This window comes from Paenibacillus sp. FSL H8-0282, assembly GCF_037963825.1.
In the GTDB taxonomy this organism is placed as follows: domain Bacteria; phylum Bacillota; class Bacilli; order Paenibacillales; family Paenibacillaceae; genus Paenibacillus_AQ; species Paenibacillus_AQ odorifer.
This window is the reverse complement of record NZ_CP150146.1, coordinates 2,236,938-2,263,142: the sequence shown is the minus strand read 5'-3', so window position 1 is coordinate 2,263,142 and position 26,205 is coordinate 2,236,938. Positions and strand designations below refer to the sequence as shown.

Genomic DNA, 26,205 nt, shown 5'->3' with positions numbered 1-26,205 from the left:
GCAGCTCTCTGGGCAGTAGTTATTCCTTAATACTCCCAATCATTACGTTTATTCCGTATTGTATTTTGACCTAGTATATATTTAGTAATTATTCCCTGTCAATACAAATTCCACTTACAGCTCTACTGACTTCCCCATCTCGTTCCAGACAGGCTGTCCGATCAGACCTAAACGCCAGATCGCAATTCCTTTAAGACCATAACGTTTAGCAAGTCCTACCTTAGAATTCACTGAAGATTCGTTTTCGCTATACACAGAGATCCCGAGGATCAGCTTATCCTTACTCACTTGCTGAAGCGCAAGCCGGATGCCTTCATCAACTAAACTCATCGGCTCTGGAACTTTTTTCTCTTGTAAATAATCGTACGCCATAATGACCAAATCATCTGCAAGTGTTCCTAAAGTTTTGTAATCATAACCTTTATAAGAACTATTTAATGGATGAAGAATAACGGTAAGTTTAAGTCCTGCTGCATGTGCTTTTTGTGATAGGTTTTTCACAAAAGCATTGTAATCTGCTTGCACCTTCGCCTTATCACCGGTTAGACCTAGGCCCTCCAGATCCAGGGTAATGCCTTGGAATCCTTTTTGCGTTGCAAGATCTACGATTCCAGTAATCGTCTGTTCTTGAAGCTGCTTATCTTCCAGGTTCTTAGTTAACTCTGATGCGGTGTCTCCAGAGAAGACCATCAGATAAGGAGCAGTTCCACCTGCCGCTGCATTCGTGACAATCGATTCTGGTGTTACGTCACCAGCCGCCTGAGGCCATTTGAAATCAGTCCCCGTTGTGGTGAATTGCCCGCTTTTATCAATCCCACTCCAACCGAAGGCCATAGCATCAAAATTAGGAAGTAAGGAAATCTCACTATAAGAACTCAGAGCATAGAAACCAAGAGTGTACAGCTCAGTCTTCGGCGAAGTAATAGATACGGTCTTCGTAGATTGATTCCAAGCTACACCCGCACCAAACTGCTGGCCGAAGAAGCTAAGGGGAATCATCGTTGTATCCCGGATCGTCTGCGGAGCAACTCCTAACTTCACAACCGCGCCGTTAACACCTGCATTTTTGCTGCCAAGGGTCAGGGTTACCACTTTAGTCCCTGCAGTATCTGTTTTGGTAGCCGTAATTTTCTTCTGCGCTTGATTCCACTCGACATTAATTCCCAAAGCTTCAGATATAGCTCGGAATGGCACCATCGTTGTTCCGCTCATCACAACAGGTTCTACTGGAAATGGTAGTGGATAACCATCCAGCACAATGCTAACTCCACCAGCTGTGGCTGCCTGTGTGGTATTTTGGAATAACGCCGTGGTGCCTCCTAGCGAAATAGCCATACATAATACTAATTTACCGATTCGCTTATTCATGAATGTTAAGTCTCCCTCTTCTATGATATGCAGTCTAATCTTGTAAACTCTTATATGTCCTCTACCATTTTACCAAAGATTATCCAATTGTAAAATTAATAGATTGTCATTTATGAGCTGCGAAATTATTTGTCATATTAGAAGAGGTCGGCAAAATTACATAAACACGCTCAAAAAGGTTCCCACTGCTCGTTCAACATCTACATCCACTGCAACTTGTATGGGTTTACCCACTTTTGGCTGAGCCCGCAAGTCCGCTACGACCATTCCCGATGTAAACTCACCTTTGTGCTCCACTCGAACATTCATCTCTTTGTAGGTTACCAGATCTGGTTGCAGCGCAACCATAAGTGCGAGTGGATCATGCAGCGGTGCGCTGTTGATCAAAAAGTTCGCTTCACGATAGAAATTAAAATAATGAGTAAGCGATTGTTCCATAAACGAAATGATCGCTTTATTTTCTTCACGTCCAAAACGTTTTAATAAATCGATATGCTCTTGTGTAATCCGCGTCTTAAGCGTAACGTCTAGACCCACCATCATAACAGGAAGCCCAGATGTAAATACATGATCAGCAGCTTCCGGATCCCCAGCAATATTCGCTTCCGCAACCGGTGTTCTATTGCCGGGATTGAAGATCGTACCGCCCATCACCACTACTTTTTTCAAAGTATTCTTAATACCAGGGTCCATATCAAGCGCCATAGAAAGGTTGGTTAGATGTGCCAGTGTGACTAATACAATCTCTCCGGGATTCTCATTAGCCATCCGAACAATAAACTCAGATGCAGTTTCGTTAATGGGACGCTGGCTGGATGGAGCAATTTCCACATTGCCAATACCGTTCTCACCATGCACATGAGTGGCGTAGCCTGAGTGCTCACGAACAAGTGCCTTGGATGCTCCGATCGCTACAGGAATCTCATAACCGGGCTTAGCAAGCTCAATTAGCCGCAGTGAATTGTCTGCCGCCTTTTCGACCTCAATATTCCCAAAAACGGTTGTAATTCCTTCTACAATTACGTTTGGAGCACGTAAGGCATATAGAATCGCCAGTGCATCGTCAATACCTGTATCTGCATCAATAATAATTCGTGTTTTGCTCATTTATGTTCTCTCCCATTATGTTTTTTTCATAAAAGCTATCATATCACGGCCAACGAGGGTCGCTCAATTTTTATTCAATTCCTGTTCTTTAAAGGCTTCAATAAACCGCTCAGGATCGCACTCTATCAAATAAGCATACACGCCCTTACTCGTGTGGAGATAGAACATGCCGCCTATATCCCCCATTGAGCGATAAGACATATCGAAAATATCTTTTAGCGGGAATTCCCGATGACGTGTTACAATTCTATCTTGATACAGATACATTAGCCGATTGGAAGCAACACTTCGTTGTTCTCCATCCCTAATTTCTCGTTGTATCTTATAATACGGAAGCTGAGCTACCCATTTCATTTGCAGTCCTCCTGCTTGTCGTAATGGACTCCATTTTATTATTCTTTTTACCCTATTGCAAAATAAAGAAGCTTAACGATCCCATTAGCGGAATCATCAAGCTTCAGTAATCACCGTTTATTTCGTTGTATAAGCTGCGGCTGCCTTGCAAAAGCGTTCCAATGCCTCAACTAATGTGGATCTCGGACAAGCCAGATTAATTCGTAGATGGCCTTTGCCTTCTGTTCCAAAAACAGAACCTTCATTAAAAGCCACTTTAGCCTCTTTGTACATCAGCTGCTTCAGATCGTCTATTTCCAAGTTCAGTTCGCGGCAATCCACCCAGAGCAGGTAGGTTCCTTGCGGCTGCATCACATGAACCTGTGGTAAATGCTCCGCCAAATAGCTGACCGTATAATCCACATTATCTGATACATATTGTAACAGCTCATCCAGCCATTCTTCTCCGTCATTGTAAGCGGCTTGTACCGCTCCTTGCGCGAAGAAACTAGCCATATGTAAGCTCAAGGCTTTCATTTTTTGATCAAATTTACGTTTCAATTCCGGATTCGAGGACACGATAAAAGAGGATTGAAGCCCCGGAAGATTGAAGGTTTTGGTCGCAGCAAGGGTGGTTAATGTAATATTGGCAATTTCCTCAGACAAGGATGCAAAAGGAATATGCTCATAACCTGGAAGCGCCAAATCACAATGGATCTCATCAGAGATAACTGTCACTCCGTGACGCAAGCACAGTTCACCGAGCTTCAACAGCTCTTCTCTTTCCCATACTCTACCGCCTGGATTATGCGGACTGCATAACAGCAGCAGCTTCGCTCCACCCAACATCAACCCTTCCAATTGCTCATAATCCATCTCAAAGCGCCCATTACGGACGATAAGCGGATTCTTGGCAACCTTCCGGTCATTCATCTGGATGACATCATAAAAGGGATAATAAACTGGCGATTGTAAAATAACCTCGTCCCCAGGCTCAGTAAACAGTTCAACAGAGAGGCTTAAGGAAGTTACAATTCCGGGAGAATCTGAAATCCACTCCGGTTTGATCTGCCAATCATGCCGTCTTTTAAACCATGACGTGATGGCTTCTTTATAAGTATCACTAGGTACACTGTAACCGTAAACTCCTTGTTCTGCGCGGCGCAGAATGGCTTCCTTCACTGCGGGAGGACTTTCAAAATCCATGTCTGCCACCCAAAGCGGCATAATATCCTTCTCACCAAACAACTTCTCGGATTGGTCCCATTTGTAAGAGCTAGTATTACGGCGGTCAATTACGCGATCGAAATCATACTTCAACTAAAGTCACCTCATCCTTATAAACTTATCTTTTATTGTATCATGAGGAAACCGATATGGCATCTTAAGATAGAATCAAAAGAATTCACATAAATAGATGATTAATTTCAAGTCGTTAGACGATAGAAAAACAATAGAATGTTAATAGTAAATACTCTGAATAAAGAGGAGGACCTTCGTTCGTCCTCCTCTTTACAATAATCATAAGTAAAATCACCAATATTAAGGTGACCAACTTATCTATACGAAATACACCTTGTTACGCTAATTGTGTAATAACGAGATGTGCTGAAACAGATCTTGTTCCTCCAGCGAGAGGAGTAATAGTAAGTGCAGTAGAGTTACCGGCAGGATTCCGAACGGTCAGGATGGTGTTAATGACCGTTGTTTGCACTATAGCCATTTCTACGATTTGCGATGTACCTGTTGCGCGTCCAACTACGGTATAAGCGAGATCTGCGCCATTAAGAGTCAAGATTAGTTGTCCCGCTTCGGTTACACTAACCTGAAACAACACCTGATAAGTCCCTATTGCCGCTAAATTAAAAGAACTAGGACCTGTTCGTGCAATTGTTGTCCCGCTAGTAGGTCCGTTTTGAGGAAAACTTACGTCTGTGCCCGGTGCTACAGTTGCTGCATTATCAGGAGGCATTAGGGCAAAAAAATCAGCAAAACCTAATACGCCTCCTGTTGCCCCGGTTGCGCCCGTTGCTCCTGCTGCTCCCGGTGCTCCGGTTGCTCCCGCGGCTCCTGCTGCCCCCGGTGCTCCTGCTGCTCCCGGCGCCCCGGTTGCTCCCGTTGCTCCTGCTGCTCCCGGTGCTCCTGATGCTCCCGGTGCTCCTGCTGCTCCCGGTGCTCCGGCCGCTCCCGGTGCTCCTGTTGCTCCAGCTACTCCCGGCGCTCCCGGCGCTCCCGGCGCTCCCGGCGCTCCCGGTGCTCCTGTTGCTCCGGTTGCTCCCGGTGCTCCCGGTGCTCCTGGCGCTCCCGGTGCTCCCGGCGCTCCGGTTGCTCCTACAAAACCTTGTGGTCCTATAGCTCCTGCAGGACCCGGTAAACCTTGCGGTCCCTGAGGACCTACAACTCCTTGGGCACCCGGCACGCCTTGTGCACCCTGAGGACCAACGGGTCCCGCTACACCCTGTGGACCAATCGCTCCCGCTGGCCCGGGTTCACCTTGAGGTCCTTGGGGTCCCGGAGGTCCGCCGGCAGGTCCTTGAGGTCCTTCAGCTCCTTGGAATCCTCGTGCTCCTTGAGCTCCGGGAATGCCTTGGGCCCCTTGTATTCCTTGGAGTCCTTGTGCTCCTTGCGGCCCTTGCGGTCCTGTAGCACCAACGACTGTCGGAGTAGTAACATTCACTTCTGGTGGAGGACAGGTTACTTTTACAATCTTCTTAATAACCTTTCGACGATGTTCTTTTCTTTTTCTTTTCGAAGGAAATACAGTGGCGACTTTTTTCTTATGACACTTTTTATCGTCTGGACAACTCAATGCGAACACCTCCCTATAAAGATAGTTCAGTGTACGCATCTTATTAATTTTAGACATGGACCAATAACTAGTTTCTATTAGACTGGAACCTATTTTTATAAAAAAGGGCTAATAAAATAGGAAGTGGCCCTTAAGCACATTACAATGTCCACACCATTTTAATTTACTTTTCGTATTTTATGATTAGGACAACTGACACTTCCCTATTAGGCCCAAATCATAGATTTGGGTCTTTTTTTATGAGCACATAAAAAAACAACCCCCAAACCACGGGAGCTGCTAATCATCAACTATTATATTGTATCAACAGGCTTACGGATGGTGTTGCCTACCTTCGTGAGAATATCCGCCATTGATGCCGAATCATTTACGTCATAATCATCAATGTTCAGTCGGAGCACTGGGCAAGCTGTAAACTCATTGATCCATTTCGAATATCTGCCATGCATATGTTCCCAGTAGGACACGTCCGTTTGTATTTCCATTTCACGGCCACGTTCATTAATTCGCGCTAAAATAGAAGGAAGACTGCCTTCAATATAAATCAGCACATCAGGGTGCGGGAAATAAGGTGTCATAACCATAGCTTCATACAAGCTTGTATAGGTTTCATAGTCTGTCTTGGACATCGTGCCTTGATCCGCATGCATTCTAGCAAAAATACCAGTGTCTTCATAAATCGAGCGATCTTGAACAAAACCACCGCCCATTTCGAACATTTTCTTCTGTTCTTTAAAACGTTCGGCTAGGAAATAAATCTGTAGATGAAAACTCCATCTCTCAAAATCATGATAAAACTTTTCAAGATAAGGATTATGATCAACTTGCTCCAGCGAGGTTTGAAAATTCAACCTTTTAGCCAAAGCACCTGTTAAAGTGGATTTTCCTACCCCCACGGTTCCTGCCACGGTAATTATGGCGTTATCTGGGATGTTATATGGATTCATTTCATTAGCTCCTTTAGGTGAGAGGCAATTTCGACGAAGTGTTCTGGGTTCTCCACGAAATCGACTGCATTTCCATCTATGGTAATAATAGCGGTAGACGGCTCTTGAATCGCTAGAGAGGCCATCGCATCATCATAATCTTCTATCAATTGCTGCAAATACGCAGTATCCATATCCCCTTCAAAAGGGCGTCCGCGTTTGGCGATTCTTTTTAACAAGGTATCGAGATCCGCTTTTATATAGAGAATAATATTTGGCTTCGGCAGGTCATCCGTCAGCACATGATAGATTTGTCGATACTTTTCTCGTTTCGTTCCCTTCAGCGTTCGTTCCCCAAAGATAAGGTTCTTATAAATATGATAATCCGAGATCACCGGTTTACCTTTATCTATGTATTGAGTTACTGTATCTTCAAGCTGCTTGTACCGATTACAGAGAAAAAACATCTCCAGTTGAAAGCTCCAGTCATCCATGTTCTGATAAAATTTAGCCAGAAACGGATTCTCATCAACAATCTCCTTAATAATCGGTAAGTTTAATTCCTCTGCAAGCATCGAAGCTAATGTTGTTTTTCCAGCCCCGATCGGGCCTTCCACTGCAATAAACGGTGCATGTTTCATTGATGCTGACTTCCTCCTCAGATACGGACCCTTCAATAACTATTTTTAAAAACAGACTAAATTATTGTATCACATGAGACCTTACTTGTGAGTGGCTAATTATGAAGAAACTTTTCCAGTAATACAAGTATACAACTGTAATCTAGACCCAATAACAAGAGAAGGATCCCTATGAAAAAACGGTTCGATATCTATCTTCTCCCCATCCCCACGGCATGAAGCGGACCGAGGAGACTCTATTTCCGAAAAATCGGCTGTATCAGCATACAATCGGACTCAGTTGCAGCAATTCTACCAAATGCGCACTAATAATAGTCACTATCCGGCCAATAAGAGCTATCCTGTCCATAACCTTAGCTAAATAAGCTAATAAATACCAATAGCTGCTATACGGTCCTTAGCATCACTTCTCTTTTCCTAGATGTAATCGCGCATTCAAAGGACTGGAACCATAGCAAAAAAGGTGTCCCTGAAGGGACACCTTTTTAGATCATTCTATTAAGATAAACGTCCGCTGAAATCTTCGAAAGCAAACTGTTTGATTACTTTAATTCCTTCTTCGTCATTGTAGCTGACGATAGCTGGCAGATTCACGCCGTTAAACATATGGTTCTTCACCATAGAATAATGCGCCATATCTAGGAATACGAGTCTATCGCCGTATTTCAAAGGCTCCTTGAAGGAATAATCTCCAATAACATCTCCGGCTAGGCAAGTCATTCCACCTAATCTGTACGTATAAGGATATTCCCCAGGTTGTCCAGCATCGATAATGTTCGGACGGTATGGCATAGCCAGTACATCTGGCATGTGGCATTCAGCCGAAGTATCGAGAATCGCAATGTCCATTCCGTTATGCATAACATCCAGAACGGTAGCTACCAAATATCCAGTATTAAGCGCAACGGCCTCACCTGGCTCCAGATAGATTTCCACACCGTAAGTCTCTTTCATATGCAAAATGCAGCGGACAAGGGTCTCCAGATCATAATCGGGACGTGTAATATGATGACCGCCACCAAAATTAAGCCATTTCATCCCTTTGAGATAAGGTCCGAACTTCTCTTCGACTACCTTGAGCGTACGCTCCAGTGTGTCAGAATTTTGTTCGCACATGGTATGGAAGTGTAATCCATCAATCCCCTCAAGCTCTTCAGGTCTAAAGTTAGGGAGAGTTACTCCCATTCTGGAATAATTGTAGCATGGATCATACAGCGGAACTTCGATCTCGGAATACTCCGGATTCACTCGAATGCCGCAGCTGATATGCTTCGGTGCATTTTTCACACGATCCTTGAATCGATTCCACTGGTCAAAAGAATTGAACACAATGTGATCGGAGTATTCAAGAAGCTCATCGAATTCACTGTCCACATAAGCTGGTGCGTAGACATGAACCTCTTTGCCCATTTTTTCATAGCCAAGTCTGGCTTCGAATAAGGAGCTGGAAGTTACGCCATGCAAGTACTTGCCAACTAGCGGATACAAGGAATGCATAGAGAAGCCTTTTTGCGCGAGCAAAATCTTAGCTCCTGTACGTTCTTGTACAGAATTCATAATCTCAAGATTGCGGGTAAGCAATCTTTCATCTACAAGGTAACATGGTGACGGGACAACGCTGATATCAATATCCATCAATCGCGCCTTAGTCTAGCAGCGTTGGCGAGAAATCTTCTTGCCAAGGCAGACCATGTTTATTCAAAGCTTCCATGAATGGATCTGGATCGAACTCTTCTACGTTGTACACGCCTGGTTTCTTCCAGATTCCTTTTATAATTAACATTGCTCCGATCATTGCAGGAACGCCTGTAGTATAGGAAATGGCTTGGGAGCCAACCTCTGCATAACATTCTTCATGATCGCAAACGTTGTATACATAATAAGTTTTTGGCTTACCGTCTTTAGTACCTTGGATGATACATCCAATGTTAGTTTTACCTTTTGTTCTTGGTCCCAGGGAAGCTGGGTCAGGCAGCATTGCCTTCAAGAATTGCAAAGGAACGATCTCTTTACCTTCGTACATGATAGGCTCGATAGAAGTCATACCCACATTTTCAAGCACTTTCAAGTGAGTCAGGTAGTTCTGCGAGAAAGTCATCCAGAAACGGATCTTCTTCACGCCCTTGATGTTAACAGCCAAGGATTCCAGCTCTTCATGGTACAAAAGATAAATATCTTTAGGTCCAATTTCCGGAAGATCGTAAACTTTCTTCTCAGAAAGTGGTGCAGTTTCAATCCACTCGCCATTCTCGAAATAACGGCCGTTAGCTGTAATTTCACGAATATTGATTTCAGGATTAAAGTTTGTAGCGAATGGATATCCATGATCGCCAGCGTTGGCGTCAACAATATCAATGGTATGGATCTCGTCAAAATAGTGCTTTTGCGCGTAAGCCGTGAATACGCCAGTTACTCCTGGGTCAAATCCACTGCCGAGCAAAGCGGTAAGGCCAGCTTTCTCAAATCTTTCTTTGTAAGCCCACTGCCAGGAATATTCGAATTTCGCTGTATCTTGTGGTTCATAATTGGCAGTATCCACATAGTGCACTCCTGTTGCCAGGCACGCATCCATGATCGTCAGGTCCTGATATGGGAGAGCGACATTAATAACGACATCCGGCTCAAAGCTCTTGATCAGTTCAATGACTTCGTCCGTGTTATCTGCATCGAGCTGAGCAGTAGAAATCTTCGTGCGGCCTCCGGCTAATTTATCTTTCAGAGCGTCACATTTCGCGACAGTTCTGCTAGCAATGCAGATCTCTTCAAATACATCCGGGTTCTGGCAGCATTTATGAACAACAACACTTGCTACGCCGCCAGCGCCAATAATTAACGCTTTTCCCAAAATAAAAACCTCCTAAAATTCCATTTGCAAAATCAACAAGGCTGATTATACATAATATTTTTGAATAAATCAATAAAAACCGACAAAAAATGATGTGTTTTGTGTAAAATCTCTAAGAAATCTTGTTAATACTCTTAAATGCTCATATTTCCTCGATTATCCACGTGTATAGATCAGGTGTTTTGCTGGAACAGAGTGGATTCTCAGAAACTAGGGCAACTAGATTATTCTATCACAAGAGGGTTATACTTCATACGATTTATTTTAAAATCAATGAAAAATCTCACCACCCTTTCAACTCCGCCTAAAGAAGTTCGGTTTCCACACATTCCAATCAACAGCACTGCAGCAAATACAAAGAGGCCGTAATATATACTCTTACCCGTTTTTGTCCCAATATTAATCGTTGTTGCTATGCCCATCCGTTTCGCGCCCATAATTGAACGATCATTGGGATAATTATAAGTTGTCCCATTTTTCCAATATTCATCATCATCCGTATAAAGAATCCTCGAAAAGATTCCCGCACACATTCTTCAAAATCGCGTACGCTTTGTTTACGGTCATTGCATATCCCCCTAAATCTTCTGCCTTCCACGCAAAAAAGCTGAGCTCCCCTGAAGGAGAGTTCAGCCTAAAGCTTCTAATATATAGTCAACTTATTTATTGGAATTTATTCGAACGGCATAAGCATCTGCATCCCATTCTACCTGCGCCCCCAACATTTCACTTATCAATCTGAGGGGTACATAAACGCTATCATTAATGAAGACCGGTTTTTGATCTGTTGCGATAATCTTTCCATTAACAGTCGTTTGTCCAGTTACCGAATTCAAGATCAGCGTTGTAGATCCCTTCACAGCAACCACAGCTCTCGATGGAACATCCCAACGAACATTAACTCCCATCTGCTCGAAGACTCCTCTTAAAGGAACATATGTCGAATTATTGATTAGTAACGGCGGCATAGTCAGTTCCATTTCATTCCCATTCAACAACACTTGAATAGATTTCTTCACCAGCTGAGGCGTACTCACCTCGATCTCTCTGACCCCCAGACCCGTCTGTCCAAATTCATTTGCCCCCCAGGCAAGGACATGACCATCTTTTAAGAGTACATAATGATTTCTGCTCCCTTTAGAAACGGAAACTGCATTCTGGATGCCTTTAGACTGTGTAACATTAATCTTGTTCTTATCGCCAACCGTCCACTGCCACACGGTCCCATCCGCCTTCACTGCAGAATCTGTTGTCAGCGAAATGACGTCTGTAAGTCCTGGAACCTGAACAGGCTTTAGAGCTTCTCCCAGATATGGATCTATGTAATTATTCCAAATCCATACTGTACCATCCCATCTCAATGCCGCCCCATAAAGTCCATAGGCTCCATCCATATCAACCGCTCTATATTCTCCGCTTCCTTTAATAAGCGTAGGCTTTAAGATTACGCCCTTCTGAGTTCCCAGCGGTTGCTGTGATCCCCACACCCATACCTCTCCGCCGTTACCAAGAGCCACTGAATTATTCGATCCCGCTGCTATAGACAGGACGGAGGGTAGTCCCTTCACCTGCACCGGGGTTAGCTTGTTTTTCCGCGAATCGTCACCGAGTTCTCCTTGTTCATTGCCTCCCCACGCCCAGACCGTTCCATCTTTAAGAAGAGCTAAGCTAAAGGTGCCCCCTGCAGAAACAGCTTTCACATCTGTTAGCCCTTGCACTTGAACAGGCTCTGCAAGAATCTTAGAGGACTGTGTTCCAATGCCAAGTTGTCCATGCTCGTTCCCCCCTACCGCCCACACTGTTCCATCGTCCTTCAACATCAAGTTATGGCGATAACCACCTGAGATTTGCTTTACATGATCGATATGCATTTTGACGGGAGTATACGCTGGTGTGGTCGCCCCATTACCAATAGAGCCATACCCACCACCCCACGCCCAGGCTGTTCCATCCGCAGTGACGGCATACGCACTTCTGTCACCAGCGTCCAGTTGGGTGATGCCAGACAATAATTTCTTTTCTTCAAGTGAATTCACATTATCTGCTGCTGCCACTAAAGGTGAGACCATAGTCAGGCAAAGAACAGTCCCGACAACAACTCTACAAATCCGACTTACCTGCACTTTTGACATCAAGCTTTGTTTAAACACTTGAGATCACTCCTTTTATTAAAAAATAGATAACGCAACAACTCACGGTCCCGTTCCAAAACCTCCAATCTTCCAGCCGTTAGCGTGTTTGGTCAACACTGCGAAGCGAGTCTCCCGGCCATCTGGGGTATTGAAGACGGGATTTAGTGATTTCATATACAGATCGACCACAATATTTAACGTTGTGCGGTCACCGATGTCTTTAATTTCTGAGCCAGTATCATAATCCATCACTTTATAAGAGGTAGGCTTAGCCTCAACAATACTTTCACTGAGAGCATTTTCACCACCAAAACCCGGGTTATAGAGTTGATGCGCTTGACGGTTAACCGTCAATGCAGTGAGTAAGGCATTAGGATTCAAACATGCGCGGGCACGGGTATGATTACCATCCTGAATAGCCTGAAAAAAAGCATCCAGCAGCTCGAAATGGTCTAAAGAGGCTAAGTCACTATTCTCTCCTTCCTCAGCAAACAAACCTTCTCTCTCCGTCCACTCCTCAAATGTAAGTCCTGTAATGTCAGTCAAGCTACGCTTCTTAATAGACGGGCCGATACTTTGAATATTAAATTCCAGCCACGCACCAACGGTATTCCCTGATTGCACAAGCAAAACGAGGTTGGAGGGATAAGAAAATTCTTTTTGTTCGCCAGAACCAGGTAAACCATCGACTAAGGAATACCGCTGCACCTCTACCGTGGTCCCCTTCAGCAGTGTCAAATTCAATCCTGCATCTTTAGAGAACTCATTCGCTAATTGCCAGTAAAGTCCCACTGGATACTCCCCCAGCTTAACCTCCCAGTTCTGCGGTACCTCAACTGCAAATGCCTCCGGATGGCTCTGAACTTTATAATCCAGTGTTTGCAAAAAGTCTTCGGGAATCATAGTTACTTGAGCAGATGTTGGCGTTACCTGTGGTACAGACGTTGAAGCTATAGAGGCAGTAGGTTCCACACCTATGGAGTTCTCCCCTTGATTACATCCAGAGTTTAAGAGTACAAAAAAACAAATCGTTACCATCGTTACAAACTGCCGCTTAGTCATCTGATTCCCGCCTCTCTAATCACTCCTCTATATTTAGACTGAGGAATATTATACAAAGTTGCGGGATACTGGAAATTATTAAAATCATTTTATACGCATAGGACCCTGTAGTTTGGGATTGGCGTTGATTTTACCTGCTTATGCGGCATAAATCGCCTGTTGCTTCGCTCTAGGGCTCCCGTCCACCTTTTGACACTTGTTAACTTCGAGAGCATAATAAGCTTCGGCATATTGCAACGGATTTCCATGATATACAGGTATATGCAGGACCTTGGTGTAATTGCATCAGAGAGGATGATAACGAGTGAAAAAAGATTTTGATATAAAAAATAAACCCTTCCTAGTCTTTAGCTTCGTCCTGCTGCTAAAATGCGCAGTGGCCTGGTTCGTAGTTTTTAGCGACGGTCCTAACTGGAGCATGCTGCTGACAGAGATCCCATTTTTCTTTATCGTATTTGGACTCATAGAATGGATGGCTTCCAAACGAAAGTTTCTGTATTACATGATAGCCAACCTATTGATTTCAGTCATATATTTTGCCGTGCTAATGTATTACAAATATTACGGTGTAATTGCTACTTATCATGCCTTAGAACAAGCAGATAAAGTAACTAAGGTGGGAGAAAGCACATACTCATTGCTGGACCCTTACTACTTGTTCATTTTTGTGGATATTGTAGTTTTCATGTTTTTTATGTTCCGTCCGAAATATATTGAGATCTGGAAAGAAAGAGGTATGAACCGCCGCATGAACCGGACTGCTTTGTTTGGAATCATCAGTGTTTCTTTGGCGGTCTGTGTCTTTAATGTTTGGCCAAATCATGCCAGTATGAACGAGAACAAAAAAGCGGAGAGTATGGGGATTCTTAATTACGAGGTCTATACTATTTTTGCCGATACAAGGGAAACAGAAGAAATAATCGACAGCAAAGAAATCACGCAACCATCCATTAACGAGACCAAAGGGATTACAGAACCTGTCTCACCGAAGTACTGGGCGGCAGCTCAAGGTAAGAATCTAATCGTGGTACAAATGGAATCTTTTCAGAACTTTTTGCTGGGCCTGAGCATTGATGGGCAGGAAGTAACACCCAATCTAAATAAGCTTTTGAAAAGCGAACATTATTTCAATAACTTCTATACTAATGCCGGGCAAGGAACAACTTCGGATGCTGAATTTGTAGTGAATACTTCGTTGTACGTTCCTCACCACGAAGTAGCCACTTCATCCAATTATATGGATAAGGCGCTTCCGAGCCTGCCTAAGTTAATGAAAGCTAATGGATATAACACAGCAACCTTTCACACCAATAGCGTAGAATTCTGGAACCGCAAAACCCTATACAAAGTTCTAGACTTTGATAAGTATTATGATCAAGCGTTCTATGGGGATGATGATCATATCGCATTCGGTGCTTCAGATGAGGTACTCTATGCCAAGACTGTTCCAGAATTAGTCAAAATGGATGCTAAAGATGATCCTTTTTACGCGATGGTCATATCTATGAGTGCTCATCACCCTTATAAAATGCCAGAGTTAAAAAATAAAATGACACTGCCTAAACGGTATGAAGGCACCCTAGTTGGCAACTATATTCTAGCTCAAAATTACGCAGATTATGCAATGGGACAATTCCTGGATCAATTAAAGTCCAGTGGTCTATGGGATGATAGCGTCATTGTCTTTTACGGTGACCATCAGGGTGTATCGCTATATTCCCTTGATGGCAACGAGAAATCGTTAATGGAAGAAATGGTCGGCCACGAATATGGTTATACCGATATGTTCAATGTTCCTTTCATCGTTCATGCCCCTGGTGTAGGTGAACCTGCCGTGTACAGCCAAACTGGCGGCCAAATCGACATTATGCCAACTGTAGCTAACCTGTTAGGGATTTCAATGAAAGACCAGCTCCACTTCGGAGAAGACCTGATGAACCAACAGACCAACATGCTGCCTGTCAGACACTTTTTGCCTACCGGCTCTTTCATTAATGACACAAGCATGTATTTAACTGGTGTCGATTACGACGATGGAGACAACTTTAATCTAATCGATGGCTCAGAAACAGAGGGCGGTTCGACAAAAGAACAATTTGACGCCGTTCAGCGGCTTCTAAATATGTCAAACAGCTACATTCAACAACTGCCGGATTTACCCTCTACGGATGATGCAAAGTAACTATAAAAAGAATGCCCCTCAGCCAAATAGCTGAGGGGCATTTTTGCATTTTTTATAAGAATCTAAAACTTAATTAAGCTTCAACATCCTATCGATAATCACTGCTGCTTGAGCACGGTTGGCAATGTTTTTAGGACCGAAGGTATCCGCAGTCAGACCTTGCACAATACCTTCCTGAGTTAGTAATGCCACCGCTTCTTTACCGTAAGCAGCGATTGTAGCCTGATCTTTAAAGTTAGCCAAAGCGGCATTTGTATCACTTACCGACTTGCCTTTAAATTTCTTAAGTGCATTGGATACAATGATTGCCATTTCCTCGCGTGTAATCGCACGGTTAGGATCAAACTTTCCATTGCCTACACCGTTAATCAATCCGTTCTTGACCCCGGATGCAATGTATCCGTAAGACCAGTCAGTAGCTTTCACGTCACTGAAGGCAGCGGATGATTTCACATCAAGCAGATCAAAAGCTCGCACGATCATGGTAATAAACTCGGCACGCGTCACCTCTTTAAGCGGAGCAAAGGTATTATCGCTCACCCCTTGCAGAATCCCTTTTGCCGCCAGCTCTTTAATCGCCGATGCTGCCCACGCCACCTTACCTAGATCCGTGAAGTTAGAACCTATTGGGGCTGGTGTCGCAGACGGCTGCACAGTTGGAGTTGGAGCTGGCGTTGGTGTTGCAGACGGCTGCACGGTCGGTGCAGGTGTTGATGTTACAGATGGCTGCCACGGTGTCGAAGGTATTGTTGGCTCTTGTTCATTCACCCCGTTATCCATACCATCCTCTTCAGTCGCCGCTGGAGCGGCAGCATAGATTGAATTGGCAAGCAATCTGAATTGATTTTGCGGATGATATTTATTCATCAGATCATTCGCAAATAACGTCACATGAATGTTGTCTGTATTGTAAGTAAGCGCCAATACTTGGTCTTGTGCAGCCTCGTTATTCGGCCACCAGCCTGCTTTGAAAAAGTCAGCGCCTGATCCGTATTTCGCCAAGATCTCTGCGCCTTCAGGCACTTTTGTAATATAAGCCGCGGAAACCGTGTAGAGGTATTCGCTATCGGCATAAGGCGCTGTAATTACATTGTCCTGAGAGACCTCAGCCTTAAACAATCCCTCATGAGCATCTTCTTTGCCATCCTTATTGACCGGAGTTGAATAGTCCAGTCCAGGGAGGACCTTAAGCCCTTTAACAGTTTTCAGCATCGTTCTTCCATAACCGATAAATGGTTTACCTGTAGCAATCAGATTCGTTCCCGAATTGATTAGAACATCTGCTGCCACTGTATCCGTAGTTACGTTAAATCCAAGATCCTTCAGCATAAATGCAGTCGCTCCTGCAATAGCTACCTCAGGAGCCTTAAGCAATTTACCCGTTCTGTTCTCTGAAGCACTAAACGGCACAATATCCAGCAGATATTTAGACGATACCGTTCTAAGGTTGGATCTGGAAACAAGGAAACTTCCCTTCTCGTAACCCGTCCCCCCATTCTCCAGCAGTGTCACTGCCTTATGGTTGGCTAGCAGCTCATTCACAGCTTTTATCGCATCATTGTTGCTGTTTTTAATCACATAATTTTGCTCGAACGGAGATTGATCCAGATTCGTACTAGGGATCGTTACACTGCTAACCTGTTCTGTTTTCCCAGTGAATGCTCCAACAGAACGGCTAATATATCGGTCAAAACCACGCATAGCCGAGAAATTCTGTACCGTATCTGAATACATCTCATTAAAATCCGAGACATCTAGTCCATCATACAAGACAAGATTCGCATAACCTCTTTTGGCTTGATGCATATTCACCACATAGGTTCCAGCCGGATAGACTACAGAATCTACAGTTACACTGGCTGTTGTCCGTTCTACTTTCACATTGTTACGCAGTAGGTACTGAACCATTTTGTAGGTTTCCAGATCATTTTTTTGCAAATCTTTTGCAACCGGAAGAATGTAATACTCAGGGAAGAAATTCGTATTCTCATCTACCCCTGGACGTCCAATGGACTCATTCTGTGCATTGATTAGATAATCTTTAACAGCAGCATTAGTATTCTCATTTTGGATACCCCGTTTGAAGATTTCCAATTGATTCAGGAACAGTTCCTGCTTGTTGTTGATCACATAATCGGTTGCCCCCAAAGCCGCATAATAAAAGGCATCCAGTGAATCTTCATTCAATTCAGGCACTTCAATCGTATGCCCAAGTGCTCCTTGATGCATGGCATATACAGCTGTGTAGGCTGGTGAAGCATCATCCCAACCTGTTGCATTCGTTCCTTTATAGTTCGGATCCTGTTGTGTTTTTTCGTATTCTTCATAAGGGATATGGTAGGAATCATATTTAGTATTAGCAATTCCCGCCTTCCCCATGGCATTTGCTTGCTCAAGCATACTTGGCATTACAAGATCATATTCAATGTTAGGATCATGAGGTGGTGTGCAAGGCTCAATCAAGAAGCCACTTACAAATCCATGCATGTCCAAAAAGGTAAGCGGCGTCCACTTAGCAATTTGTGCAGTTACCGCTTGTGTCTCAGGCTGGGTCTGGTAAGAGTTGTCCCGATTTGGATCAAGCAGCGTTGAAGTTTGACGCGTGTTTAACGCGCGACCGTCAGGATTCTCTACATAATCAAGCAGGAAAATCACATGGTCAAGCGCTTCGTCGATGTTCAGAACTACCTTTTTCGGATTTCCATTCTCATCAGTGGTATCATAGGTGACAATTTGCTGTGTCATCAGCGTATCCAAAAACTTAATGATTACATCGACACCATTGGCTTCATCGGCATGAATGTTGTTCAACCAGATAGGTACCTTATAATCCTGCAGATCCCCGTCGTTAATTTTCTTTTGCAGGGCTTCAGGATCATTCATCATAAGCGGTAAGGTCTCGTTCAAATATTGATCTACTGAGGACTTATCCTTAGCAACAATAGAGAAATGAATGGCACGACCTTGAGTTGAGGTCCCAATTTGCTGATACTCTACATATCGATCATATTTATTATTGCTTTCAGCAGTAATCCTATCGATCGCCGGTTTAATCTCATCATATGTATGATAGGTTTCATATGGATTTAGTTTGACTTGCTGCTCTACCAGCACATCTCCAGCAGGTATTGTCCCGATTAGATTATAAATTCCCACTCGTTTGACGTACTCTGCACGTATACCCGTTAATGAAAGATTCTCTCCGTACAGCAAATCAAAATGAATTAAAGCCTTTACTTTTGAACCTGAGATCGGCTCATAGGTCACTGTTACGAAAGGATTACCTGAATAATCTTTCGCATCTTTATTCCATTTCTTCCACTCTGCCAGCGGCTTCATCTCTTCCGCCGTTCTGCCAAAATTCCAGATGATATCTTGAGGCGATGCCCCATCAGGAAGATCTAAAGTCAATTCTAATGTTCTAGCTTCCGTCATAGAAGCTTTGTATACTTCTGTGGAAACTGTCGCCGCTATTTGTTCATAGACAGCAGTCGCTACCGTAGTTTGTTCTGAAGAAAGCACCGCTGGATCAGCTGTGTTCTCCGTAGAAACCGGAGCAACAACCGCCTGCGGGTTAATTTCGGTTGCAACTTCACCTGCATATGCAGCTGGAAGCAGACCCGACATCATAAGTGTAAAAGCTAGTAATAAAGATAGTATTCTCTTGGACATTTTTTACCTCCTATAATTTTGTCTACTTTCACCCCAAATTGAATGAATATACACTTATATGAATCTGTATTCATAACATAATATAGTATTCTATTAATTTTGGGAACAAAAATAATAGAAAAAATAATATTTTTATACGACTCGCCTAAGTAAGCGCATTCATTTTGTGCAAGAGCCCTACACTACCGCAACAAAAAAAGCGCCCGGATAACCGGACGCTTTGAATTACAATGAATATATTAAACGGTTTCTGGAAAAGAAGCTTCACTTACCTCTTGTACAGGTACAAGTTCACTGCTACCCTCTTGCTCTACAGGTGCGTTAACCAGCATATACACACGGGACTCGTAAGGCCGTAATGCGACAGTCTCAATCGGCTCCGCAGGATCAACCTCATAGTTATGCAAGAGCAATTCACTAGTATCAAACTCCAAATCAAATGGAAGGTCAAACAGCGCTTCCTCTGCTGTCAGGTTAGACATGACCAGCAGTTTTTTATTTCCAAGCGTCCGCGTATAAGCATAAATACGTTCATCTTCAGGCAAAATGAGATCATATGTCCCGTAAACAGTAACGGGATTAGCAGCCCGAAGAGCGATAAGCTTTTTGTAATGATGATAGATGGAATAAGGGTCCTGCTTCGCCCGCTCCACATTGATTTCCGTATAATTCGGATTCACCTTCATCCATGGCTTGCCGCTGCTGAAACCAGCGTTTTCAGAGTCGCTCCATTGCATTGGTGTTCTAGAGTTGTCCCGACCGTTCTTCCAGATTACCTCCATGACTTCTTCATGTGATTTACCGGCTTCAGTCTCCAAACGATACAAGTTCTTCATCGCCACATCATCGTAATCATCCATTGATTCAAATCTTACATTGGTCATCCCAATTTCTTGACCTTGATAAATAAATGGTGTTCCCTGCATCAGGAAATACATCGTAGCCAACGATTTAGCTGACTCTTTCCAATACTGGCCATCATTTCCCCAAGTAGAAACTGAACGCGGCTGGTCGTGATTTTCGATGAACAATGCGTTCCAGCCTCTGCCCTCAAGACCTTTTTGCCAACGGGAGAGAGCTGATTTTAGCTGCAGAACATCCAATCCACCTGTCACACTCTTATTCCAAAGAGCTAAATGCTCGAATTGAAAAATCATATTAAATTTGCCTTGCTCTTCACCCACCCACGACTCCGCCTGATCAACATTTACACCACTCGCTTCGCCAACCGTCATGATGTCATATCGGTCAAACGTCTCCTGCTTGAGCTCCTGCAAGAAATCGTGAATCCCTTCACGGTTCATGTGCCCATCGCCAGACGGAACATACGGAAGATTCTGTGGATTCGGCAGATCGGGATGTCCGGTGATTTTTTTAATATGTGAAATGGCATCCACCCGGAAGCCGTCGATTCCTTTGTCCAGCCACCAGTTGACCATGCTATACAATTCACGGCGCACCTCAGGATTCTCCCAGTTGAGGTCTGGCTGTCTTTTGGAAAATACATGCATAAAATATTGCTCTGTGGCGGGATCAAGCTCCCAAATCGAACCGCTGAAAATACTCTCCCAGTTATTCGGCTCCTTCCCGTCCTTGGGATCACTCCAAATATAATAATCCCGCTTCGGATTATCCTTGCTTGAACGTGCTTCAACAAACCATGGATGTTCGTCCGAAGTATGATTAATCACTAGATCCAGAATCAGCTTCATGCCTCGTGCATGAACCTCGTGCAGCAGCTGATCAAAGTCGGCCATGCTGCCGAACTCCGCCATAATATCCTGATAATCCGAAATATCATAACCATTATCATCATTTGGGGATTTATAAATAGGACAGATCCAAATGACATTGATGCCAAGATCCTGCAAATAATCAAGTTTAGAAATGACTCCCTGCAGATCGCCTACACCATCACCATTGCTGTCCATAAAGCTCCGTGGGTAAATTTGATACGCTGTGGCTTCTTTCCACCATGTTCTGTTCAATGCATGCAGCTCCTTCGTATTCATATACCCTTCACAGGAAAATATTTTCCCGAAATTCATTAGAATTAATAATTCAGTTATTTTTTTTAGCAAAAATTCAACTTTATCGTGTAAAACAAGCTTTTTTCAAGGAAATAATTTTCCTACAGCGATCATTATAGGACCTTTTATTTCCTAGGTCAACAACAATCTTTTGGATTCTTGAAGCTATCCGTGATATGCTTGCGAGAGTTGAAACACCAAGTGAATCATATGGAAAGTTATGGTGATCTTCTTGAAGGTAAAGATAAAAGATATAGCCCAAATGGCGAACGTTTCGATCTCTACGGTGTCCAGGGTAATCAATAACAGCAAACCAGTTAACGATGATGTCCGCAAACGAGTACTGGAAGCTATTAAACAAACCAACTACCGTTCGAATGTCATCGGTCTTGAAACGGACAGAGCTAATACACAGCTGATCGGTGTGATCATTCCGCAGAATAGCAACACTGTACTGGATGACTTCAATGTTGGCATTCGCGATCTCGCGGATTTGTATGGATACAACATTATGGTCGGATTAACGGACGGCAGTGCAGAAAGTGAACAACATTATTTGAAGATGTTCCAGCGGATGGGGACAGAAGGAAATATATTTGTGGGTTCTATTCCAAACCATGAACATTTGGAGATCATCCGCAGCTCAAATACACCTTGCGTGCTTGTCGGGCAACAATCGCAGGTGGATACGATTCCTTCCGTTCATCTGGACAATATAACTGCCTCTTATGAAGCTGTTACTTATCTGATTCAAAAAGGTCATCGCAAAATCGCTATGATTCGTGGCTCGGGAGATAATGCAGTGGGCGGGGATCGATATAAAGGCTATCTACAAGCCCTTATGGATGCAGGCATAACCTTAAGGAAAGAATGGGTAGTAGAAAGTGCGATGGCCGTCGAAGATGGGAGCGACGCCATGCGCCGAATTATGGATAGCGGGGAGTTACCTACTGCGGTGTTTTGCTCTACAGATTGGATGGCAGTTGGAGCCATGAATCATTTAACCGATAACGGTCTACGGGTGCCAGCTGATGTTGCCGTGTTCGGATTTGATAACAGCTTCATTGCCTCTATCGTTCGACCTAAGCTTTCCTCGGTTGAATACTCAGGAACGGAGATTGGGATGACCGCCACCCGAACTTTAATCAAGCTGATTAAAGGGGAGACCGTTGTGCCGCATCATGCAAATGTGGCTCATTATTTGGCTATTCGGGAAAGTACGGGTTAGGAGCTATGGAGCTCCTAACCCTTTTTTATACAGTTGATGTTGTTGATGTTGTTGATGTTGTTGATGTTATTGTGTGAATCCTACTTTGGCTCGTTCACGCGTTTTGGTATCTAGAGAGATAGAACAGATCGAGCTGATTGGAATATAAAACTCTTCAAAATCCGTCCGATATTTGACGAACTTTTCACTTACCGTTTCCAGCACTCCTTTTGTAGCGTTGGAGCCATCCACAAAATAGATTGTTACCTCTTTTCCCTGCAAAACCTCCAGCATAGCCTTCTTCACTCCTTCGTCTTAGAGATTTGTGATGACCTTATCGATAATTCCGTATTCAACCGCCTCATCGGCTGACATGAAATAATCTCGATCCATATCTTGCAGTACCTTCTCTACCGTCTGCCCAGTTCGGTCCGCTGTAATTTGCACAAGCACTTCCCTTGCCTTCAAAATACGTTTGGCACTGATCGCAATGTCACTAGCTTGCCCCTGCGCCCCACCATGCGGCTGATGAATCATAATCTCGCTATTCGGCAAGGCATAACGTTTCCCTTTGGCCCCAGCCAATAACAACAAAGAACCAAAAGAAGCCGCCATTCCTGTACAAATGGTATTCACCGGCGGTTTAATAAGCTGCATCGTGTCATAAATACTGAAGCCTGCGGTGATAGAGCCACCTGGACAATTAATATACATGTGTATATCTTTATCCGGATCTTCTGCTGATAAAAACAATAACTGGGCAACAATACTGTTAGCCAGCTGATCCTCAATTTCCGCACCTACGAACACTATCCGGTCCTTCAACAGCCGCGAATAAATATCGTAAGATCTTTCACCTTGATTCGTTTGTTCGACTACATAAGGAACGTACGCCATCTGTATTCGACCTCCATCTGTTTTAGAGTTTTGAAATCTACCCTGTAAACGGATTAGTATGGGGATAGGATACGTTAGGCGTGAGAATTTTTATTTTTTAAAATTGCGTATCTTAATTTCCTGCTCATTCGTTTATTATTAGAAGTAATCGAAATCACCTTACTGGAAAAGGAGTTATGCAGAGTGATCATCCTTGAGAAGCTTAGCACCGGAGATGCGCCGGATGAAAGTAACACCAGGTCTTTGCAGAAAGCTCTGAAGCGATATTGTCTTGCATTGACACAATCCCCGTGGGATGCCGATGATTTAGCTCAGGATACATGGGTCAAGGCTCTAGGTTATATGAAGACCTCGGACTCAACGAGCGCAAATAATAGGAACAGTCCAATGAATGAAGTTAAACAAAATAAAGAAACCATTGAAAATGATAAAGCTAATGAAGCTAATAGAGCTAATGGAGCTAATAGAGTCAATGGAGCTAATGGAGCTAATAGAGTCAATGGAGCTAATGGAGCTAATGGAGCTAATGAAAAACTTGAAACTAATCAAACTAATAAAATGAACTATACTTTTTCTACGGCTGCAACGTCTGCCAAGGCTGTAACGCCATCTAAGACTGCACCGTCTACAAAATCTGCAATGCATTCTACGATTCCTACAAATTCTACTCATCATACAAGTTCTACAAATCACCCAAATCCTGAGGCATTGCTTTTTCGGATTGCCCGAAACACATGGATTGATATCATGCGGCGAAAAGCCACCTTGTCACGAGTGTTGGAGCTGGATCAGTCCCCCACTGAGGCCTCTGCGGAGTATGGTTCATTTGAGATTGAAGCTGCTTTTCAAGCACTACAGGAGCATTTATCCCCGCTGCAGCAGGCGGTGTTCCTGCTTCGAGATGTGTTGGGACACTCTGCAATGGAAGCTGCCGAGATTCTCGATACCACAGAAGGGGCAATAAAAGCCGCTCTGCACCGAGCCCGGCAAGCCCTTCCTCTCGTAAGACAAGAGCTGCTTCAGGCCGATGGTCCTTCCTTACCACAGGACACAGCCATGCAGATCGTCTTGAGCCGCCTTGCAGCCGCGTATGAACATGGGGAAATTGCCGAGCTGATCGAGCTTGTATTTGCGGACGAAAGTCAGGAGCCTGTAATGGCGGTATCGAGCCAAAGCTTGCAAGGCTTCCAGACCTTCCAAGCTGGTGAATTCAGTTCAAACAGCTGGAACTATACCACGCCAGGAATGTGTATGGTGGCGTAGTTTTTCGTTAAGCTGGATTTCGGGCAGCTAAGTGTCTCGTTACGTTAAAAACGAACAGATATAATTGTGATTAGTGCGCTTAATGTGTAATTAGCGTTTGGGCGGTTTGTGGTAACTAGCTGTAGACGTTGCATATTGTGCAACAGAATCCGCAGTCCTGGCCGCAAAAATTGAATCTGCTGCACTCTCTGCAATAGATTCAGGTGAAAAGTTAGTTTAATGCCACTTGCTCATCCATTGATTGTATAGAGTGCAATAGGATCAAATTTTCTCCACTCTAATACGAATTCTATTGCACGAAGTACAATCAAACTAACTCCTTTCCCTTTAGTCCAATTTGTATCACTCAAAACTCAATAAATTGCTGCTGATCTGGCTGATCCCGCTGCTTATCTACAATGAGTCAGAAGCTTTATATAAACCAATAAACAGTCGTTTTAATAACCATTAATAGCAATCAAGGAGTGAGGTTGATGAGGAAGATTCTTATTTTAGGCGGCACACGCTTTTTTGGAAAACGTTTGGTCGAGCGTCTGCTTGAGGATTCTAAGAACGAAGTAACCATATTAACGCGCGGGGAGACAAGCGATCCTTTTGGCGATCTCGTTCACCGGATACAGGTAGATCGGTCTCAACTGGCGGCCTTCGCTCAAGCATTAGGTGATACGAGTTGGGATGTAGTTTACGATAATATTTGTTTTTCACCTGATGAAGCGGATCAGGCGCGCCGTATTTTTGACGGCAAAACCACACGTTACATACTGACTTCAAGTTTATCTGTCTATGATTTCAGTGAGCAAGCGCTGACAGAAGAGATATTCGATCCTGAAACGTACCCAATTCGTTATGGAGGACGAAATGATTTCACCTATCAGGAAGGAAAAAGACTGGCGGAAGCCGTCCTTATCCAACAAGCTAACTTCCCTGTAGCCGCTGTCCGCTTTCCGATTGTTCTGGGAACTGACGATTATACACGAAGACTCCATTTTCATATTGAACATGTACGTAACGAACTGCCCATCGGGATTCCGAATCCAGATGCAAATATCTGTTTTATTCGTTCGGACGAAGCCGCTGATTTTCTGTATTGGCTCGGCAACTCGACGGTGACGGGTCCTCTCAACGCTTGCTCAGACGGTACCGTTAGTATTAAAGACCTTATCTCGCTGATTGAAAAAGAGACCAGAAAACAAGCCGTCATTCAAAGCGAAACTACGGATGCGCATAATTCTCCATTCGGGATCACACAATCCTGGTTTATGGATACAACTAAAGCTCAATCGGAGGGATACAAGTTTCTCACTCTAAGCGACTGGCTCCCAGCGTTAGTTAGCACCCTAAATCAAACTTACGAGGACTAGTTACTAATTATATTTCTACGATAAAAAGCTGGCTTTTCGTGGACACTCCCACGAATGAGCCAGCTTCTTCATGCAACAAAGCACAATTATGCGTTGAGTTAATTGCACTCTATACAACTATTTTCAGGTATGTGCACTCCCACCTGGTTTTAGTTGTATTTCATGCAATTAAATCCCCACCAAACCACCGTTATCGTCATTTCGCCTCGAAATAACTGCACTAAATACAACTAAACCCTAATCAAGCTAAATACAAACTTTTTTAGTTGTATAAAATACACTTAAAATCAAAACGGCAGGTAGAACCTCACTAAGCGCTAAACTTTAGCCTCTCATCTCTAAACTCTATTCTATAAACTCTAATCTCTAG

General features: G+C 43.7%; 20 protein-coding genes, 1 pseudogene and 1 other annotated feature (1 of these 22 cut by a window edge). Of the genes and pseudogenes, 5 read left to right on the top strand and 16 right to left on the bottom strand.

From position 1 onward, the window contains the following. Window positions 1-52: a binding site (T-box leader), on the bottom strand; it reaches 180 nt to the left of the window's first position. A 62-nt stretch (window positions 53-114) separates the two neighbouring features. The 12 genes from NST94_RS09665 to NST94_RS09610 form a co-directional block, all read right to left on the bottom strand. Next, window positions 115-1,335: a stalk domain-containing protein gene (locus tag NST94_RS09665; RefSeq protein ID WP_280752992.1), complete on the bottom strand. Its 1,221-nt coding sequence runs from the start codon at window positions 1,333-1,335 to the stop codon at window positions 115-117. A 189-nt stretch (window positions 1,336-1,524) separates the two neighbouring features. Continuing rightward, complete coding sequence (locus NST94_RS09660; protein WP_280752712.1) at window positions 1,525-2,475, bottom strand: nucleoside hydrolase; 951 nt, start codon at window positions 2,473-2,475, stop codon at window positions 1,525-1,527. Window positions 2,476-2,538: 63 nt separating this feature from the next. Next, window positions 2,539-2,829, bottom strand: coding sequence for a hypothetical protein (locus NST94_RS09655; protein WP_280752711.1), 291 nt, complete (start codon window positions 2,827-2,829; stop codon window positions 2,539-2,541). A gap of 117 nt (window positions 2,830-2,946) precedes the next feature. Further along, window positions 2,947-4,128 carry a MalY/PatB family protein gene (locus tag NST94_RS09650; RefSeq protein WP_076301246.1) on the bottom strand — a complete coding sequence of 394 codons (1,182 nt, stop codon included), beginning with the start codon at window positions 4,126-4,128 and terminating at the stop codon, window positions 2,947-2,949. A 259-nt stretch (window positions 4,129-4,387) separates the two neighbouring features. Next, a complete protein-coding gene (locus tag NST94_RS09645; protein ID WP_280752991.1) occupies window positions 4,388-5,626 on the bottom strand; it encodes a collagen-like protein in 1,239 nt (412 codons plus the stop codon). A 284-nt stretch (window positions 5,627-5,910) separates the two neighbouring features. Next, entirely contained in the window at window positions 5,911-6,564 is a 654-nt protein-coding gene (locus tag NST94_RS09640; protein ID WP_076278613.1) for a deoxynucleoside kinase, read from the bottom strand. Further along, complete coding sequence (locus NST94_RS09635; RefSeq protein ID WP_076304418.1) at window positions 6,561-7,184, bottom strand: deoxynucleoside kinase; 624 nt, start codon at window positions 7,182-7,184, stop codon at window positions 6,561-6,563. Before NST94_RS09635 ends, NST94_RS09640 begins: the two co-directional genes overlap by 4 nt. A 498-nt stretch (window positions 7,185-7,682) precedes the next feature. Continuing rightward, window positions 7,683-8,819 carry a carboxynorspermidine decarboxylase gene (gene nspC, locus NST94_RS09630; RefSeq protein WP_076125019.1) on the bottom strand — a complete coding sequence of 379 codons (1,137 nt, stop codon included), beginning with the start codon at window positions 8,817-8,819 and terminating at the stop codon, window positions 7,683-7,685. Window positions 8,820-8,829: 10 nt separating this feature from the next. Beyond that, a complete protein-coding gene (locus tag NST94_RS09625) occupies window positions 8,830-10,029 on the bottom strand; it encodes a saccharopine dehydrogenase family protein (RefSeq protein ID WP_036679313.1) in 1,200 nt (399 codons plus the stop codon). 224 nt (window positions 10,030-10,253) lie between these two features. After that, window positions 10,254-10,562: a hypothetical protein gene (locus NST94_RS09620; RefSeq protein WP_076125017.1), complete on the bottom strand. Its 309-nt coding sequence runs from the start codon at window positions 10,560-10,562 to the stop codon at window positions 10,254-10,256. Between the two features lie 126 nt (window positions 10,563-10,688). Then, window positions 10,689-12,179 (bottom strand): stalk domain-containing protein, encoded by a 1,491-nt coding sequence (locus NST94_RS09615; RefSeq protein ID WP_280752709.1) that lies wholly within the window; start codon window positions 12,177-12,179, stop codon window positions 10,689-10,691. A 42-nt stretch (window positions 12,180-12,221) separates the two neighbouring features. Next, window positions 12,222-13,223 (bottom strand): DUF4830 domain-containing protein, encoded by a 1,002-nt coding sequence (locus NST94_RS09610; RefSeq protein WP_076125013.1) that lies wholly within the window; start codon window positions 13,221-13,223, stop codon window positions 12,222-12,224. Between the two features lie 304 nt (window positions 13,224-13,527). Between NST94_RS09610 and NST94_RS09605 the strand changes: the two genes are divergently transcribed. Continuing rightward, the gene (locus NST94_RS09605; protein ID WP_280752708.1) at window positions 13,528-15,405 is read left to right on the top strand and encodes an LTA synthase family protein; all 1,878 of its coding nucleotides are present in this window, start codon (window positions 13,528-13,530) and stop codon (window positions 15,403-15,405) included. A gap of 69 nt (window positions 15,406-15,474) precedes the next feature. Here the strand turns inward: NST94_RS09605 and NST94_RS09600 are convergent, their stop codons facing one another. Together NST94_RS09600 and NST94_RS09595 are read right to left on the bottom strand one after the other, a co-directional pair. Continuing rightward, complete coding sequence (locus NST94_RS09600) at window positions 15,475-19,077, bottom strand: S-layer homology domain-containing protein (RefSeq protein ID WP_280752707.1); 3,603 nt, start codon at window positions 19,075-19,077, stop codon at window positions 15,475-15,477. A 239-nt stretch (window positions 19,078-19,316) separates the two neighbouring features. Then, window positions 19,317-21,065, bottom strand: a complete 1,749-nt coding sequence (locus tag NST94_RS09595) for an alpha-glucosidase (RefSeq protein ID WP_280752706.1) — start codon at window positions 21,063-21,065, stop codon at window positions 19,317-19,319. A 262-nt stretch (window positions 21,066-21,327) separates the two neighbouring features. Between NST94_RS09595 and NST94_RS09590 the strand changes: the two genes are divergently transcribed. Beyond that, on the top strand, window positions 21,328-22,335 hold the full coding sequence (locus NST94_RS09590) for a LacI family DNA-binding transcriptional regulator (protein ID WP_280775617.1): 1,008 nt from the start codon (window positions 21,328-21,330) through the stop codon (window positions 22,333-22,335). A 66-nt stretch (window positions 22,336-22,401) separates the two neighbouring features. On the opposite strand, the gene NST94_RS09585 is transcribed toward NST94_RS09590, so the two are convergent. Together NST94_RS09585 and clpP are read right to left on the bottom strand one after the other, a co-directional pair. Further along, window positions 22,402-22,608 (bottom strand): hypothetical protein, encoded by a 207-nt coding sequence (locus tag NST94_RS09585; RefSeq protein WP_076125006.1) that lies wholly within the window; start codon window positions 22,606-22,608, stop codon window positions 22,402-22,404. A gap of 21 nt (window positions 22,609-22,629) precedes the next feature. Continuing rightward, window positions 22,630-23,211 (bottom strand): ATP-dependent Clp endopeptidase proteolytic subunit ClpP, encoded by a 582-nt coding sequence (gene clpP, locus NST94_RS09580; protein ID WP_036679301.1) that lies wholly within the window; start codon window positions 23,209-23,211, stop codon window positions 22,630-22,632. 243 nt (window positions 23,212-23,454) lie between these two features. Here clpP and NST94_RS09575 point away from each other — a divergent pair. The 3 genes and pseudogenes from NST94_RS09575 to NST94_RS09565 all read left to right on the top strand — a co-directional run. Beyond that, window positions 23,455-23,556 (top strand): annotated as a pseudogene (locus NST94_RS09575) (sigma factor); the annotation flags it as partial. Next, the gene (locus tag NST94_RS09570) at window positions 23,554-24,474 is read left to right on the top strand and encodes an RNA polymerase sigma factor (RefSeq protein ID WP_339282139.1); all 921 of its coding nucleotides are present in this window, start codon (window positions 23,554-23,556) and stop codon (window positions 24,472-24,474) included. The pseudogene NST94_RS09575 and the gene NST94_RS09570, both read left to right, overlap by 3 nt. A 473-nt stretch (window positions 24,475-24,947) precedes the next feature. Further along, window positions 24,948-25,835 carry an NAD-dependent epimerase/dehydratase family protein gene (locus tag NST94_RS09565; RefSeq protein WP_280752704.1) on the top strand — a complete coding sequence of 296 codons (888 nt, stop codon included), beginning with the start codon at window positions 24,948-24,950 and terminating at the stop codon, window positions 25,833-25,835. Window positions 25,836-26,205: the final 370 nt, after the last annotated feature.

Bases quoted from the DNA above. Each gene is read 5' to 3' on its own strand.
- NST94_RS09565 (WP_280752704.1), top strand. From the start codon at position 24,948: ATGAGGAAGATTCTTATTTTAGGCGGCACACGCTTTTTTGGAAAACGT.
- NST94_RS09640 (WP_076278613.1), bottom strand. From the start codon at position 6,564: ATGAATCCATATAACATCCCAGATAACGCCATAATTACCGTGGCAGGA.
- NST94_RS09655 (WP_280752711.1), bottom strand. From the start codon at position 2,829: ATGAAATGGGTAGCTCAGCTTCCGTATTATAAGATACAACGAGAAATT.
- NST94_RS09570 (WP_339282139.1), top strand. From the start codon at position 23,554: ATGAAGACCTCGGACTCAACGAGCGCAAATAATAGGAACAGTCCAATG.
- nspC (WP_076125019.1), bottom strand. From the start codon at position 8,819: ATGGATATTGATATCAGCGTTGTCCCGTCACCATGTTACCTTGTAGAT.
- NST94_RS09620 (WP_076125017.1), bottom strand. From the start codon at position 10,562: ATGTGTGCGGGAATCTTTTCGAGGATTCTTTATACGGATGATGATGAA.
- NST94_RS09610 (WP_076125013.1), bottom strand. From the start codon at position 13,223: ATGACTAAGCGGCAGTTTGTAACGATGGTAACGATTTGTTTTTTTGTA.
- NST94_RS09600 (WP_280752707.1), bottom strand. From the start codon at position 19,077: ATGTCCAAGAGAATACTATCTTTATTACTAGCTTTTACACTTATGATG.
- NST94_RS09665 (WP_280752992.1), bottom strand. From the start codon at position 1,335: ATGGCTATTTCGCTAGGAGGCACCACGGCGTTATTCCAAAATACCACA.
- NST94_RS09590 (WP_280775617.1), top strand. From the start codon at position 21,328: ATGGTGATCTTCTTGAAGGTAAAGATAAAAGATATAGCCCAAATGGCG.
- clpP (WP_036679301.1), bottom strand. From the start codon at position 23,211: ATGGCGTACGTTCCTTATGTAGTCGAACAAACGAATCAAGGTGAAAGA.
- NST94_RS09660 (WP_280752712.1), bottom strand. From the start codon at position 2,475: ATGAGCAAAACACGAATTATTATTGATGCAGATACAGGTATTGACGAT.
- NST94_RS09585 (WP_076125006.1), bottom strand. From the start codon at position 22,608: ATGCTGGAGGTTTTGCAGGGAAAAGAGGTAACAATCTATTTTGTGGAT.
- NST94_RS09635 (WP_076304418.1), bottom strand. From the start codon at position 7,184: ATGAAACATGCACCGTTTATTGCAGTGGAAGGCCCGATCGGGGCTGGA.